Source organism: Flavobacterium beibuense F44-8 (genome assembly GCF_000769915.1).
Taxonomy (GTDB): domain Bacteria; phylum Bacteroidota; class Bacteroidia; order Flavobacteriales; family Flavobacteriaceae; genus Flavobacterium; species Flavobacterium beibuense.
The window spans coordinates 1-15,585 of the sequence record NZ_JRLV01000008.1 but is presented as its reverse complement, the minus strand read 5'-3'; the positions used below and the strand labels follow the sequence as shown (position 1 = coordinate 15,585).

General features: G+C 39.8%; 12 protein-coding genes. 5 read left to right on the top strand and 7 right to left on the bottom strand.

The window, feature by feature from the left end:
• Window positions 1-31: 31 nt before the first annotated feature.
• The gene (locus tag Q763_RS08255; protein WP_035133116.1) at window positions 32-760 is read left to right on the top strand and encodes a metallophosphoesterase family protein; all 729 of its coding nucleotides are present in this window, start codon (window positions 32-34) and stop codon (window positions 758-760) included.
• Between the two features lie 51 nt (window positions 761-811).
• Here the strand turns inward: Q763_RS08255 and Q763_RS08250 are convergent, their stop codons facing one another.
• The 3 genes from Q763_RS08250 to Q763_RS08240 are packed head-to-tail and all read right to left on the bottom strand — an operon-like array spanning window position 812 to window position 4,276.
• Window positions 812-1,366: a hypothetical protein gene (locus tag Q763_RS08250; protein WP_035133114.1), complete on the bottom strand. Its 555-nt coding sequence runs from the start codon at window positions 1,364-1,366 to the stop codon at window positions 812-814.
• Window positions 1,367-1,405: 39 nt separating this feature from the next.
• Window positions 1,406-2,803 carry an RtcB family protein gene (locus Q763_RS08245; RefSeq protein ID WP_035133112.1) on the bottom strand — a complete coding sequence of 466 codons (1,398 nt, stop codon included), beginning with the start codon at window positions 2,801-2,803 and terminating at the stop codon, window positions 1,406-1,408.
• Window positions 2,804-2,830: 27 nt separating this feature from the next.
• A complete protein-coding gene (locus Q763_RS08240) occupies window positions 2,831-4,276 on the bottom strand; it encodes a PcfJ domain-containing protein (protein ID WP_035133110.1) in 1,446 nt (481 codons plus the stop codon).
• Window positions 4,277-4,925: 649 nt separating this feature from the next.
• Here Q763_RS08240 and egtB point away from each other — a divergent pair.
• Window positions 4,926-6,074 carry an ergothioneine biosynthesis protein EgtB gene (gene egtB, locus Q763_RS08235; RefSeq protein ID WP_035133108.1) on the top strand — a complete coding sequence of 383 codons (1,149 nt, stop codon included), beginning with the start codon at window positions 4,926-4,928 and terminating at the stop codon, window positions 6,072-6,074.
• Between the two features lie 4 nt (window positions 6,075-6,078).
• Entirely contained in the window at window positions 6,079-7,032 is a 954-nt protein-coding gene (locus Q763_RS08230; protein ID WP_035133106.1) for an L-histidine N(alpha)-methyltransferase, read from the top strand.
• Window positions 7,033-7,088: 56 nt separating this feature from the next.
• Here the strand turns inward: Q763_RS08230 and amaB are convergent, their stop codons facing one another.
• The 3 genes from amaB to Q763_RS08215 all read right to left on the bottom strand — a co-directional run bounded on the left by amaB (window position 7,089) and on the right by Q763_RS08215 (window position 10,525).
• Window positions 7,089-8,636, bottom strand: coding sequence for an L-piperidine-6-carboxylate dehydrogenase (gene amaB, locus Q763_RS08225; RefSeq protein WP_035133104.1), 1,548 nt, complete (start codon window positions 8,634-8,636; stop codon window positions 7,089-7,091).
• A gap of 210 nt (window positions 8,637-8,846) precedes the next feature.
• Window positions 8,847-9,386 carry a 3-hydroxyanthranilate 3,4-dioxygenase gene (locus Q763_RS08220; RefSeq protein ID WP_035133102.1) on the bottom strand — a complete coding sequence of 180 codons (540 nt, stop codon included), beginning with the start codon at window positions 9,384-9,386 and terminating at the stop codon, window positions 8,847-8,849.
• A gap of 53 nt (window positions 9,387-9,439) precedes the next feature.
• A complete protein-coding gene (locus Q763_RS08215; protein WP_035133100.1) occupies window positions 9,440-10,525 on the bottom strand; it encodes an endonuclease/exonuclease/phosphatase family protein in 1,086 nt (361 codons plus the stop codon).
• Between the two features lie 102 nt (window positions 10,526-10,627).
• Between Q763_RS08215 and Q763_RS08210 the strand changes: the two genes are divergently transcribed.
• Window positions 10,628-13,528 (top strand): carboxypeptidase-like regulatory domain-containing protein, encoded by a 2,901-nt coding sequence (locus tag Q763_RS08210; RefSeq protein ID WP_035133098.1) that lies wholly within the window; start codon window positions 10,628-10,630, stop codon window positions 13,526-13,528.
• A 2-nt stretch (window positions 13,529-13,530) separates the two neighbouring features.
• Window positions 13,531-14,334 carry a DUF5689 domain-containing protein gene (locus tag Q763_RS08205; protein ID WP_052123326.1) on the top strand — a complete coding sequence of 268 codons (804 nt, stop codon included), beginning with the start codon at window positions 13,531-13,533 and terminating at the stop codon, window positions 14,332-14,334.
• Window positions 14,335-14,367: 33 nt separating this feature from the next.
• Here Q763_RS08205 and Q763_RS08200 read toward each other — a convergent pair whose 3' ends face one another.
• Window positions 14,368-15,417, bottom strand: coding sequence for a linear amide C-N hydrolase (locus Q763_RS08200; protein ID WP_035133095.1), 1,050 nt, complete (start codon window positions 15,415-15,417; stop codon window positions 14,368-14,370).
• Window positions 15,418-15,585: the final 168 nt, after the last annotated feature.

Sequence of the window (15,585 nt, the reverse complement as noted above, 5' to 3'; positions counted from 1 at the left end):
TCTGTCCTGTATTTTTTTGTAAACTTGTAAAATGAGCAGAACACTTGTAATTGGCGACATACACGGTGCTTTTAAAGCACTGCAGCAAATACTGGAAAGAGCAGCTGTAACCCGAAACGACCTCCTTATTTTTTTAGGGGATTATGTAGACGGATGGGGACAGTCTCCCGAGGTTATCGATTTTTTAATACAGCTTAAACAGGAGTACCAATGCATATTTATGCGTGGTAATCATGACGACCTGCTTACAGACTGGCTTAAAACAGGCAGCCATACTGAACAGTGGTTTATGCATGGTGGCATGGTGACAACCCAGTCTTACCTCAAGGTTACTGATAGCCAAAAGGAACAACATATTGACTTTATGGAAAGCCTGCAAAACTATCATCTGGATGACGATAACCGATTGTTTGTACATGCCGGTTTTACTAACCTTAACGGGGTGCAAAACGAATACTTCAGTAAGATGTTCTATTGGGAAAGAACCCTTTGGGAAACGGCTTTAGCACTGGATGAAACCATGCCCAAAGACGACCCTTATTACCCAAAACGTTTTACGCTGTACAGGGAAATATTTATTGGACACACCCCTGTTACCCGAATAGGTGAAACCATACCCATAAACAAAGCCAATGTTTGGAATGTAGATACAGGTGCAGCATTTAAAGGCCCTTTAACCATTATGGATGCTAACACCAAAGAATACTGGCAAAGTGAGCCCGTGCATTTACTGTACCCTGATGAAAACGGACGCAACTAGTCACAATGACTTATAAATAACAAAAGACGGCACATGGCCGTCTTTTTTGCATCAGGAGCTTTTTTCTGATTTATTTTTCTTCTCCTTCTTTTTGTCTGATTTATTTTTTTCAGACTTCTTTTCAAGGTCTTTTTTGTCTTTAACCCTTTTAATATGTCCGTCCATATCATCCATGAAATAGTTATTGAGACATATTTTCTTAGCATCAGTATAATACTGTATCGCCGTAGCATACATCTCATATTTTTCATAGAGTAAACCTTTAAGGTAAATTAATGAGGCCTCATCTATACCCGGCACTTTCATCCCGATATCAATAATAGCTTCTGCCTCTTTAAATCGTTTAAGGTTTATTAAAAGACCTGCAAACTGGCTGTAAACAGGAGTATAGTCTCTATCGAGATATAATGTCATCCTGTAATAATATTCGGCCTGTTTAAAATCTTTCAGCTGCTCTTCATAAATACGCCCCATAAGGCAATGCGCACCCGCGTGCTCATCATCTCCGGCTATTACATATTGCAGCTTTTCTATACATTCTTCCACATTATAAGGGTAATTGTCCAATGCCTGGATATACATCACCTCATAGGTACTAATTCCCATTGTTATTGTTTTATAGCTGCTATTGCAGCCGTTATTTAATTATCCTTTGTCCATACGGACGATTTTTGGCGTAAACATCCCAACCACATCTATCAGGTCGGTTTGATGTGCCATTACTCTATTGATGTCCTTGTAAGCCATAGGCGCTTCATCCATACCGGCTCCTATAAGTGTAACACCATGATTTTTAAGTACTTTTTTAAGATCACTTCTGGTAAGTGTCCTTTTTGCTTCGGCTCTCGATAAAACCCTTCCGGCACCATGAGAAGCAGAGCTTAATGACTGCTCATTACCTTTGCCTTTCACAATATAGCCCGGTGCTGTCATGGAACCTGGTATAATACCCAGCACATTTTTTTGTGCAGGGGTTGCTCCCTTTCTGTGCACAATAAGCTCCTGCCCGTTAATAACTTCCTTCCATGCAAAATTGTGATGGTTTTCTACCATGGTAAGCGGTCGTGCACCAAGCTCTTTTGCTATCCTTTTATGGATATCATGATGACAAGCCGAAGCATAATCTCCCGCAAGGTTCATGGCAAGCCAATACTCCTGACCATCGTGAGTATTTAAATCCAGCCATGCCAGGTGCTGCGCCTCCTTAGGAAGCGGGGTTTGCTTAGTTGCTAAATAAGTATAGTTCTTGGCAATATTAGCACCAAGCCCTCTTGACCCACTATGCGAAAGCACTCCTACATACTGACCGGGCGGAACTTTAAGCACATCATCCTGAGCGGTAACTTCAATGATACCAAACTCTACAAAGTGGTTTCCACCACCCGATGAGCCCAATTGTTTATACGCCTTATCCTTAAGCTTTTTCACAAAAGGTATATCCCTGAATTCGGTACGTTCAAAAATCTCGTGGTCATTAGGTTTATAATGCACCTCATTCATCCCGAAGCGTGTTTGCTTTTCAAGAATATTTACATACTTATCCTTATGCCCTTCAATAAACGAAGGGTTAATATCATATATGCTAAGGCACATACGACAGCCTATATCTACCCCAACACCATAAGGTATTACGGCATTTTCTGTTGCAAGCACCCCGCCTATCGGCAGTCCGTAACCGTGGTGACCATCAGGCATAAGTGCCCCCGCTTTTGCCACAGGTAGTTTAAGAGCAGTATACAACTGGTCTTTAGCACTCTTTTGTATTTCCCCTTCACCAAAAATGGTAAACGGTGCACGTGTTGCATTAAGGTGCCTAAACTCGGTTTTCTTTACATCGGTAAGTGCTTCGGCTATTTTACCGAAAACACCATCCTGTTTATAATTTTTGGGAGCAAGGAGCACTTCTTTAAGCATCTTAAGTACTTTTCCTTTAGGTTCCCGTTTGTAATGTTTAAGCATCGCCTCCATGGCAATACTTATCGATTTGTTTTGCGGATATCCTATAGCTATGAGGTCTTTGCCTCTTAATTTTAATTTTGCCATAATTTTAAATTTTACATTTTGCCAGTATTAATATATCTGGCTGCATTTTGCCATAAGCAAAACCATCTTTATAATAAAGAAGATGATATAACGTGTTTCAACACCTTCAATACTAAAATTAACTCCCCTATAAGGGTTAAACGGTTTGTATGGCTCATAGTTTTCAACAGGCCTTTGTTGCTCTCTGGGCTGCACGACTAACACCTGTTGCTGAACCTGTGGTAACGGTTGAGGTATAGGTTCAGGTTCGGCGTCGTAAGATTCTAAATTAAATACAATACCCTCCTGTTGAGCCCATTTTACAATAACATCATGAGCTTCCTGACTTATCATATCATTATATTTTGCCTGAGCCTGAACTATCTCTTTATCGCTAGGAAGCACCTCTATAGTAGCAAGTGTTTCATAAAACTCATTGCTTACCGTAAACTTCCTTAATGAGAAAATTGCACTTTCACCTACAGAACACTGATACACATAATCGGCCACACAGTGTTCCATTTCCTCACCTTCATCATACAACGCTTCAGAGCTTGTAAGCTGAGTGATAATAAAACGGGCTTCATCTTCTTCCATACAAAAGTTACCTACATCTGCAGGCTTCCATTGATTGTTGCTTTCGGCTGCTTTCTTTTTAAGCATGTCCCTATGCCAGCCCAAAGCCTGCACATACAAAACATCCCAGATTCTGCCTTTCATGGTAAAGGCATTATTTTCAGCCTTCATGTAAAACAAATAATCAATGGTTATCTGAAACAAGTCCAACCTTATATCGCCTTCGGCAGCGGCAAAAAACTTTACCAACTCTGTACGGAATGCCTCGTTATCAAAGCCTTCAGATAAAGCAGACCATGCAATAAGTTCGGCACGTTGATTAGTCGCACCAAAACCCAAAGCCTGAGCCATCCTTATAGCCCGTGGTATGGTTAATGCCCTTTTAATATTCCTGAACTCATGGGCCATCCTTTTGGTAAACTCTACCGGGAAGCCGCTAAGTTTTTGAACACTATCACCCCTGCCTAACTGTATATACCACAACATGTGTACTTTATTTTCACCACCAAAGGCGTTTTCCATAAACTGGGGTACATCATAATTGGTAAAACAGTGTTTTATGAAAGACCTCAACTGATCTTCGGCCACAAAGCTTTCTTTTTTCCATGAATCAACACTCCTAACCATCATTTTACCAAAGGCACTCATATTAGCTAAAACCTCTATAAAATCAGGGCTCTTTAACAACGTGTAGCAACCTTCACCGTATAAATGAAGTAATACACTCCTAAAAGTTTCCCTTTTCCAGATATGATTAACAGCACTCATTGTTGAGAAATGGTAGCAAATAACACTTTCTATAGTGTTTTCTATCTCTAAAATTTGCTGCGGCTGTTTATAAGCCCTGTTTACAAGGGCTACAAAACCTGTACCCCTTAATTCGGCTGCTGCCATAGCCATTGTAGTTTGTGTTTCCATAGTTTACTGCTTTGCGGCAGCACTGCTCTAGGTGATGCCTGTTTTTGTGATTCTGATCATTTATCGATTTTTAATTTTATGCTTAAATAAAAAGCCCGGTCCTTAACAAGAACCGGGCTTATACCTACAATAAAGGCACTATTCCTCCTTTCAGGAATTATCCGGTTCATAAAATACAGTATCCTCCCATAGGTTTTGGGCACTGTAAAGTGATATGTTTACATTACTTTTTTTCATTGCATAAAAAAACCCGGAGCTTTTCAGTTCCGGGTTGCTATATTTAGAAATGTTTGTGACTATCTAAAAATATTGTGCGCAATAAAACCCGGCACTGCATGAAGGAAACTTCCTCCAAGCTCAAGCTGATATGTAGATTTTATTAAACGCATTTTTACTTCTGTTTTAACTGTTATTTTTATTTTGTGGTGCAAATTTAGAGTATTTTCTTAATAATCAAAACGGTTGCCGTTATTTAAATTTAGAATAAATAACTTATTTACAGAAACATACAGTAAAACCAACTCAAAACACCATCCTTATTGCCGTTTTTATAAAAAAACGTTTGTTATAATTTGGTTAAAAGCACCCCTAAAAACCCTAGTCCGAAAACATTCTTCGTAAATTAGTAGTAAACTCTTGTTATCCAGCAATGAATATAACAGATATATATAACCATGTACGTAAGCGCACTGAGGAAATATGCAGTGTGCTGAACACCGAAGACTATGTCCCGCAACCCGTAAATTTTGTGAGTCCGCCCAAATGGCATCTCGCGCACAGCAGTTGGTTTTTTGAGGAATTCCTGCTTAAAAAATATCTGCCGGACTATAAAATTTATGACGACGACTTTAGTTTTCTGTTTAACAGCTATTATAACACAGTAGGCAAGCGCACCTTTAGGGCCGAAAGAGGCAATATAACACGCCCTACGGTTACACAGGTGTACGACTACCGAAATTATGTAGATATACACATGCAGCTGCTACTACAGCTTAAAGACCCGCAGATACATGAACTGGTAGAACTGGGCATAAACCATGAACAGCAGCATCAGGAACTGTTATTAACCGATATAAAATATATTTTGGGCTGTAATCCTATTTTCCCCGTGTATGACGAAAATATTAATTGGGAAAACCAGCAAAATTCTGATTCCGGATTTTTTGCTTTTCCGGAAGGTATTTATGAAGTAGGCCATAACGGAGACGGGTTCAGTTTCGACAACGAACATGGTAGGCATAAGGTATATCTGGAAGAGTTTGAAATATCGAAAAGCCTTATAACCAATGCCGAATACCTTGAATTTATTGAAGACGGCGGTTACAGTAATTTTAATTACTGGCTGGATGAAGGTTGGGCATGGATAAATGAAAATAAGGTTAAGGCTCCGCTTTACTGGCACAAAATAGACAACAAGTGGCACATGTTCACCCTGGCCGGAATTCAAAAAGTAGAACCCGAGGCTATAGTCACCCACATCAGTTTTTATGAGGCTGCCGCTTTTGCCGAATGGAAAGGTATGAGGCTCCCTACCGAATTTGAATGGGAAGCTGCATCATTTAAACTGGACTGGGGTAAACGCTGGGAATGGACTAACAGTGCTTACCTGCCCTATCCTAACTTTAAAAAGGCAAAAGGCGCAATAGGCGAATACAACGGCAAATTCATGATTAACCAAATGGTTTTGCGCGGAGCATCGTGCGCTACTGCAAAACATCACAGCCGATCTACCTACAGGAATTTCTTTCACCCTAACGAACGCTGGCAGTTTACCGGAATACGTTTGGCAAAAAAATAATAAAATGAACACAACTGCACTTACTCCCTTTGCAGAAGATATACTGCACGGACTAAAATCGGATGAAAAACATATCCCTTCGAAATATTTTTATGATGATAACGGCAGCCGCATTTTTATGCAGATAATGAAAATGCCCGAATATTATCCCACAGGCTGTGAGTTTGAGATCCTCACAGGGCAGTCGGGCAATATACTGGACAGCCTTAATTTTGAAGGCCCGTTTAACATAGTAGAATTTGGGTCGGGTGACGGAATGAAAACCCGACAAATGCTAAAAACCTTTCTAGACCGTAAAGCCAATTTTACCTATATCCCTATCGATATCTCTCAGGAAGCTCTTAATGCCCTTGAAAAGAATATTAAAACGGCACTGCCTGATGTTAAGATGCAACCAAAAACAGGAGATTATTTTGACGTACTTAAAAGCATGGCAGATACTAAAGTGCCAAACCTGTTCCTGTTTATGGGCGGTAACATAGGCAATTATCTTATAGATGAAGCTAAAGACCTGCTAAAGAAATTTAACAGCGGAATGAAAAAAGGCGATATGCTGCTTTTAGGGATGGATTTGCGCAAAAATCCGAAAATAATACAAAAAGCTTATGACGATCCTCATGGTATCACAAAGGCCTTTAATATGAATCTCCTTAAAAGGATAAATACCGAACTGGATGCTGATGCTAATTTAGATCAGTTTGATTTTTACAGCTTTTACAATCCCGAAAACGGTGAGGTACATACTTACCTTATCAGTTTAAAAAAACAGCAAATTCACAGTAATGTACTGGATACTGATTTCAGCTTTGAGAAAGACGAACTGATATGGACTGAACTCTCCAAAAAATTCAGCTTAGACGAAATAAACAAACTGGCAAAATCAACCGGATTTCAGGTAGTGAAAAACTTTATGGACTGCAGGCATTATTTTACCGATTCTCTTTGGATAAAACAATAAAAAAAGGCTGCCAATAGGCAGCCTTCTTAACACATAACACTTAAACAGTTTATTAACTATAAATCAAATCGGATACCTTGTGCCAATGGCAATTCAGATCCGTAATTTATGGTGTTGGTCTGTCTTCTCATATAAGCTTTCCATGCATCAGATCCACTCTCGCGACCACCTCCGGTTTCTTTTTCACCACCAAAAGCACCACCAATCTCTGCACCCGATGTACCAATGTTTACATTGGCAATACCACAGTCAGATCCTGCATGTGAAAGGAATAATTCCATCTCTCTCATATTACTTGTAAAGATAGAAGACGATAATCCCTGAGGAACATCGTTTTGCATAGCAATGGCCTCCTCTAAATCATTGTATTTCATTACATACAATATTGGAGCAAAGGTTTCATGCTGTACAATTTCAAAGCTGTTTTTAGCTTCAATGATACAAGGCTTAACATAGCATCCGCTTTCATAACCTTCGCCTTGCATAACACCGCCTTCTACAATAACATTACCACCTTCCTGTTTTGCTTTTTCAATAGCATCAAGATAGTTTTGAACCGAATCTTTATCGATAAGCGGCCCTACGTGGTTATTACTGTCTAACGGGTTTCCTATTTTTAACTGACCGTAGGCACTTTTAAGTACCTCTATGGTCTTGTCATAAACACTTTCGTGAACTATTAATCTTCTTGTTGTAGTACAACGCTGACCTGCAGTACCCACAGCACCAAATACAGCACCTACAAGTACCATGTTTATATCGGCATGTTCAGATACTATAATAGCATTATTACCCCCTAACTCAAGGATAGTGTTACCAAAACGCTCGGCAACGGTTTTAGATACGTGACGTCCTACACGTGTAGAACCTGTAAACGATACCAATGGTAAACGTTTATCGGTATTCATACGGTCACCGTTATCCCTACCGTTTATAAGGCAGCTAACACCTTCCGGTATGTTGTTTCTTTCTAAAACTGTTTTTATGATGTTTTGGCAAGCTATACCACATAGAGGAGTCTTTTCACTTGGTTTCCAAATGCAAACATCTCCACAAACCCAAGCAAGCATAGCGTTCCAGCTCCATACTGCTACAGGGAAGTTAAATGCAGATATAATACCTACAATCCCTACCGGATGGTACTGCTCGTACATGCGGTGCATTGGCCTTTCACTGTGCATTGTAAGTCCGTAAAGCTGACGTGATAAACCTACTGCAAAGTCACAAATATCAATCATCTCCTGTACCTCACCTAAACCTTCCTGAAGGCTCTTACCCATTTCGTAAGAAACAAGTTGTCCCAGTGGTTCTTTGTACTTGCGTAGTTCTTCACCCATTTGGCGTACAATCTCACCTCTTTTTGGTGCCGGTACAAGCCTCCATGATTTAAAAGCTTCCTGAGCTTTAGCCACAGCTGCTTCATAATCCTCTTGAGTAGATGCTTTTACCTTAGCAATAAGGGTACCGTCTACCGGAGAGTATGATTCTATAATTTCTCCGTTAGCAAAGCTGTTGCTTCCTGTAGAAGTACCTTCGTTTATTTCCTGTATGCCCAGCTTAGAAAGGGCTTCCTGAATACCAAACTGATCAGTAAGTGTTGCCATTTTTTAACTTTTATGCTTTTAATTGTTATATTTTACAAATATATGCCTTTTTTAATTTTAATCATTAAAAGAGCCATTTTGTTTATAAAATAATAATACTGAGCCCACAAAATAAGATTAAAACAAATTTTTCTTCCTGAAAGCAAGTACTCTCATAAAAATTAATTCGGCAAACGAAATATAACTATAACAAATCGGTAGCCTGTAACACTATTTATTAGCGACAAATCTTGGGTCGGCTTCCATTACCGTTCCGCACTTATCACAGGTACGCATTTCCTTACTGTTATAAAAATGCTCAAAATGCGGTAAAAAATCTTTTTCTATATCATGCAGTTCAAAATACACTTCATGCAGTTTGTGGTTGCAGTTTTCACAAAACCATAAAAGTCCGTCGGTAAAACCTCTTCCCGCACGCACCCTTTCAATCACAAGTCCTATAGAGCCTTCACTCCTAACCGGCGAATGTGGCATTTTTGCCGGATGCAGGTACATATCCCCTGCGTTAAGTTCCATTTCCTTACGCTGCCCATCTTCCTGAACTATAACTTTAATGCTTCCTTCAAGCTGATAAAACAGTTCTTCGGTTTCATTATAGTGATAATCCTTTCGGGCATTAGGTCCTGCGACTATCATTACAATATAGTCGTCTGACAACGGATAAATATTTTTATTACCAACCGGCGGTTTTAAAAGATGACGGTTGTCTTCAATCCACTTGTTAAGGTTAAAAGGTTTCATGGTTGCCATGATAAGCTATTTAAAATTTTACACTAAGGTACGGAAAATACAGGCTAAGGCTCTTATTTTTTTATCTCTTTAATAAGATAAACATATACCGGAAAATGATCGCTGTAACCTACTTCGCCATCCCATGTTCTAAGCGGATATCCCTTATACTTACCGGATGTTTGGGTAATATATGTTTTATTATAAACACCGGCTTTCCAGAATTCAAGCGTATTGAAATCATCATGAATTATGGGTTCTGAAAGTACTATCTGATCAAAAATATCCCAATTGTCCCTATAAGCTACAGATCCCATCCCGCTACGGGCCAGTTCTCCCATAGGATTATACAGCTCCAAAGGCTTAACCTGCTCTTTCCTGTCCTTTGCGGCAAGCTCCTTACGAACACTGTTGTTATAAGGACCATCGTTAAAATCGCCCATAGTAACAATTTTAGCCTTAGGATTTATTTTGTACAAGGAATCTACTATTTTTCGATTCAGTTCACCTGCAGCATCCCTGTAGGGACGGGTTTTCTTTTCACCTCCCCCTCTTGATGGCCAATGACTCACTATAAAACTGAACTCTTCCCCTTCCAAAAGGCCTGTAACCAATAACTGACTGCGGGTAAAATACTTCCTGTATTTTTTATCAGGAATAGTATCGGGAACGTTTTTAACTATCCTGCCTTTCTCGTCGACAGTAAATACCAGTGGTATACTTTTATAACTTTCGGGTCTGAACTTTTTCTTGTCATACAGCAAAGCAACATCTATCCCCCTTCTGTCTGGCGAATCAAAATGAATAATACCATAACTTATTTTGGCAAGTTTAGGGTTTTGTACCAAATCTTCAAGCACCTGTCTGTTCTCCACTTCGGCAAGCCCTATTATACTTGGCGGATCGGGGTTAGTATCAGAACCTATATCAGCAAGAACCTCTGCTATATTATCCAGCTTGTGTTGGTATTTCCCGGAATTCCAAAAGTATTCGCCGGCAGGCAAAAACTCCTCATCATTGGTTTTGGGATTGTTTATGGTATCAAAAAGGTTTTCAGTATTGTAAAAGGCTATGGTATGTACCATAAAAGTCCGGTCCTGTGCTAAAAGACAGGAAAACAGTAATAAAGCCAGTATAGTTATCGTAGTTTTTTTCCTCACATGTAAATTTTATAATAAGCTTACTTTCAAAGTTAAAATTTTATTGCCAAAAAATATATATTTACCGTTTTAATAAATTATTTACTAATCACCTTACCTTTCATGAAAAAACTATTCTTTAGTTTTTTACTGCTTTTATATACCTGCATTAGTGTTGCACAACAAAGTGCGATGGTACAATGTAAAGTAATGGACATGCAAAGCAGCTATCCTGTAGAGAATGCCGTTGCCATACTGCAAAGCACTAACCAGACAGCCATTACCAATTCTGAAGGTATACTGGTTATAGAAGTTCCCACAGGAAAACAAACCCTGATAATAAGCAGTAACGGCTATGTTCCCCAAACTTTTAACCTTACGGTTATCCCAGAGAGGAACCTTGATTTGGGAATAGTACTACTGGAACTGGATCTCACTGCCGAACAGCAACTCAACCTTATAACCCTTACCGAAAACGACCTGAATGAAAGTATTGTAACCGATAATACATCAGGACTGCTTCAGGCTTCTAAGGATGCTTTGCAACAGGCAGCCGCCTATAGCTGGTCTCAGGCACGATACAAAACCCGCGGACTGGACAGCCGGTATGCCACTACCATGATAAATGGTGTAACGATGAACAAAATAAGCGATGGCAGGCCACAATGGAACAACTGGAGCGGACTTAACGATGCAACCCGCAATCAGGAATTTAATCTGGGCACTACCCCTTCTGACTATAGTTTTGGCGGGCTGCTGGGAACACAGGAAATAAACACACGCGCATCGCAGTTCAGAAAAGGAACAAGAATATCATTTACGGCGACCAATACCTCCTACAAATGGAGAAGCATGGCTACCTATGCGTCGGGCATGAACAAAAAAGGTTTTGGCTATGTAATATCGGCATCACACCGCTGGGCGGAAGAAGCCAATTTTGACGGTACCGACTACGGGGGCAACTCGCTTTTCGTTAGTATGGAAAAAAAGTTTAACGACAATCACAGTATCAACTTTACCGGTATCTACGCACAAAGCAGCCGTGGTAAGAACTCGGCAAACACTCAGGAGGTGACTAATCTTATGGGTAAAAAATACAATTCTTACTGGGGGTATCAGAACGGTAAAAAAAGGAACAGCCGTGATATTGATATTGCCGAACCTGTTTTTATTTTGAGCCATTATTATAAAATCAATCCCCGTAATACCCTGCAATCTAACGTTGCTTATCAGTTTGGTAAAATAGGTAACAGCAGGATTGATTTTCAAAATGTACCAAACCCCGACCCTTCTTATTACCGAAACCTGCCCAGCTACTATACTTCACAATATGAGAACAACCCTGCTTTAGTACCAAACAATGCCTATCAGCCAGGCGGACTAGGAGGCATTTACACCGGTAACAGTCCCGAAAACACAGTATTTGCACAACAGGCTTTAGGGAGTTTTACAGCAAATCCGCAAATAAACTGGAGCAATATGTATTTGGCTAACACCCGCGCAGGGACAAATGCTGATAATATTGAAAGAGGCAGAGAACCATCGGTAAGCAGGTATGTTTTGTATGAAGACCGCAATGATGATAATACACTTTCCATAAACTCAACATTACAGTCGCAACTGTCTCCGCACATTGTTTTTAACGGAGGTATTTCCTTTAAGCATTTAAAATCTCATAACTATAAAAAACTACTGGACTTACTGGGCGGAAGTTACTATAATGATATCAGTCCGTTTTTTAGCGGGAGTCAGGCTCAGTCAGACCTAAACAACCCTAACAGAACTGTAGGACTTAATGATACCTATGGCTATAATTACAATTTATTTGCCAGTCAGCTGGATGCCTTTACGCAGTTTAGGTTTACCTATCGTAAAACCGATTTGTACCTGTCACAAAGCTATTCCCGTTCTGATTATCAAAGAGAAGGATTATACCGAAACGGAATTTATGCCAACTCTTCACTTGGTAAAAGCAACAGGGTAAGCTTTGATAATTTCGGTTTTAAAGGTGGAGTGCTTTACAAAATAACCGGGCGTGTACTCTTTGCACTAAACGGAATGTACATGACAAAAGCACCTGCTCTGCGCAATACCTTCCCTAATGCCCGCCTAAACAACAGTATTGTTCAGGGTATAGAAAGCGAAAACATAGCCTCGATTGATGCCAGTTATATTATCCGTGTACCGAAGTTTAAAGTACGCCTTAGTGCTTTTTATACGCTGATTAATAACGCTACCGAAACCTCTTTCTTTTTTGCTGAAGGGGTATATCAGGGAGAGAATACCGAAACCAATGCTTTTATTGCCGAGACCGTTACAGGGATTAACAAAAAGCTTATAGGTACAGAGCTAAGTACCGAATACAACTTCAACACTATGTTCAAAGTACTGTTTAGCATGGCATACGGTCAATACACCTACAACAGCAACCCTACGGTTTATATTAATAACGATGCCTTTGCTTCCTTACAACAGGAAGTTAATACACCGAGTGGTATTACCGGACCAACAACAAGTTTTGGAACTTCAAGACTTAAAGATTATAAACTACCGGGGATGCCACAGCAGGCGCTATCCCTTGGTTTTGAATACCGTGACCCAAAATACTGGTGGGCGGGGATAAATGCCAATTACCTTACGGGAAGTTATCTGGACATCTCGGCACTATTGCGTACTGATAACTTTTTAAAGAATCCGCAGGATGTAAACAGCTTCCCTTTCCCCGAAGCTACACAAAATCGAACCCGCGAGCTTTTGAAGCAGGAACAGTTTGACAATATATTTCTGCTTAATGCCGTGGGCGGAAAATCGTGGCGGGTTAAAAAGAAAACCTACTTAGGCTTTTTTGCCAGTATCAATAATATATTCAACAGTATATACAAAACCGGTGGTTACGAACAGGCCAGAAATGCCAATTACAGACAGCTTAATCAGGATGTTTCCAGCGGAACGCCTTCCTTCGGTCCAAAATACTTTTACAGTTACGGACGCACTTTTTACCTTAACATTTATTACAATTTCTAAGGATGAAAAAATATATCGCACTATTGCTCTGCATTACAATAACAGCCTGTATAAACGATGATGATTACAGTGTACCCAACCTGGAATGTACCGAAACCACTTTGGTCAAAACAATCGAAGTACAGGATATTAATGCAACAGAAAACATACAGGAATACACCAATGATGATGTGATTGAAGCATATGTGACATCGAGTGATGCCGCAGGAAATTTCTATAAAACTCTTTCACTGCAAACCGAAAACGGTGATTTCGGGTTTAGTGTTTTGGTTAATGCTACTTCTACATTTATTAACTATGAACCGGGGCGAAAAGTACTTATCAAACTTAAAGGTACGTATAACCGGATTTACAATAGTTCACTGCAAATAGGCGACCTCTCAGTTTATAATGGTTTTGCCTCACTAACCGGATTTTCGCCTACTGAATATACCAATATCCTTAATCGCTCCTGCACTGTAATAAGCGAAGAAAATATGGTTCAGCATACTTCATTAACACAACTGCAAAATGACAGCTACCTGCATCGCCTTGTAGAAATAGACAATGTACAGTTTACCAATGAAGCTGTAGGCCTTCCCTTTTATGACGCAAACAACGATATTGGCGGAGGTACCAACTATCTGCTAACCGATGAAAACGGAAATACCTTTATTTTTAGAACCAGTAGTTTTGCTTCCTTTGCAGGAAATACTATTCCTCAGGAAAGCGGAAAAATAAGAGGTATCCTAACCAAATATGGCGATACTTACCAGTTTATGATACGCACACCGGAAGACATACAACTTACCGAAGAACGGTTTTAAATAAAAAAGGCTGCTAAATGCCGCCTCAATTAATTATTCTATTCCTAAAAATTTAAACGGTTTACTGTCCTTAAAGTCCTTTACAGCATTACCGGCATAGGTTTCCCCTCTGGCAACGGTAAGTTTTTTTACTTTTCCCTTTTCAGAAAAATCGATATCCTTAAAATCAACCCAGAAAACATTTGGGGTGAGTACCGACTCGTAGTAGTACACCAGATTCTTATGATCTGAGACTGTTCTCCAGCGCGTAGAAGAGATATTCGGCTGATTTGGGGTAGATATACCATAAGGCACAGAACAGTTCCTTATAACGCTGAAAATACTCGCTACAGCTACACGGGTATTATCTGTTTTAGGAACAGCATCAGCATAAAAAGAAGCCCTCACAAAACGGTCGGCAGCCCTGTTGGTTCCCGGTAACATAACTGTACCTCCTATCTCACTCCAGTATTCGTTTAAAGCCAGTTGTTTATCGAACACAGGCGAATTAGTCATTACCGTGTAGGAAGCGTCATGATGAACAACCAGTTTTCCGTTTATGTATTCGAAAATAGCACTGTCACCCTGAGCATCCGATATTGAAAGATGCAGGGTAGCCTTACGCCCCTGTCCGGGTACATTATCGGTTACCACAACAAACTCTTCTTTAGACAAACCTTCTACCGCTTCACTTACCGTAGCATAATTATCCAGTACATACTGTACCCATACCGATATGGCAAGCCCCGGCTTTGTATGATCCCATTCAGGATATTCCGACTCCACCAACCAAAGCAGGTTAGCTACCAGCCCTTTCTCGTTCATACCATCGGTACTGCAAATTTCGTAAGCACTGGCAACAACACTACCGTATTTTGATTTCCAGCTTACCGTGTTTTTACCCGTCTCCCCTGTTCTTTGCATCCCTTTCGGAAAAATCCACAGGTTTGTCATTATATCCTCACTCCAGTCCATAGATCTTGCCGTGAGGTATAAATCATTTTTCCCTTTATATACAACCCGTGTACAAGCAAATAAGTTATAAATACTCCCTGTAAAAAACAGTAGTAATACATAGCCTAATAAAGATGTTTTCTTAGTCATAATCAGTTGGTTTAATCAGTTACCTTAAATTTAGTCAAAAAAAGATAACCTATTACAAACCAACATACTTATATAAAAAACGAACAGCCTGTACCAAAAGGTACAGGCTGTTTTGTTTTATAATTATGACGAAATACTATTTCTTCACGATAATAAACTCAGATCGTC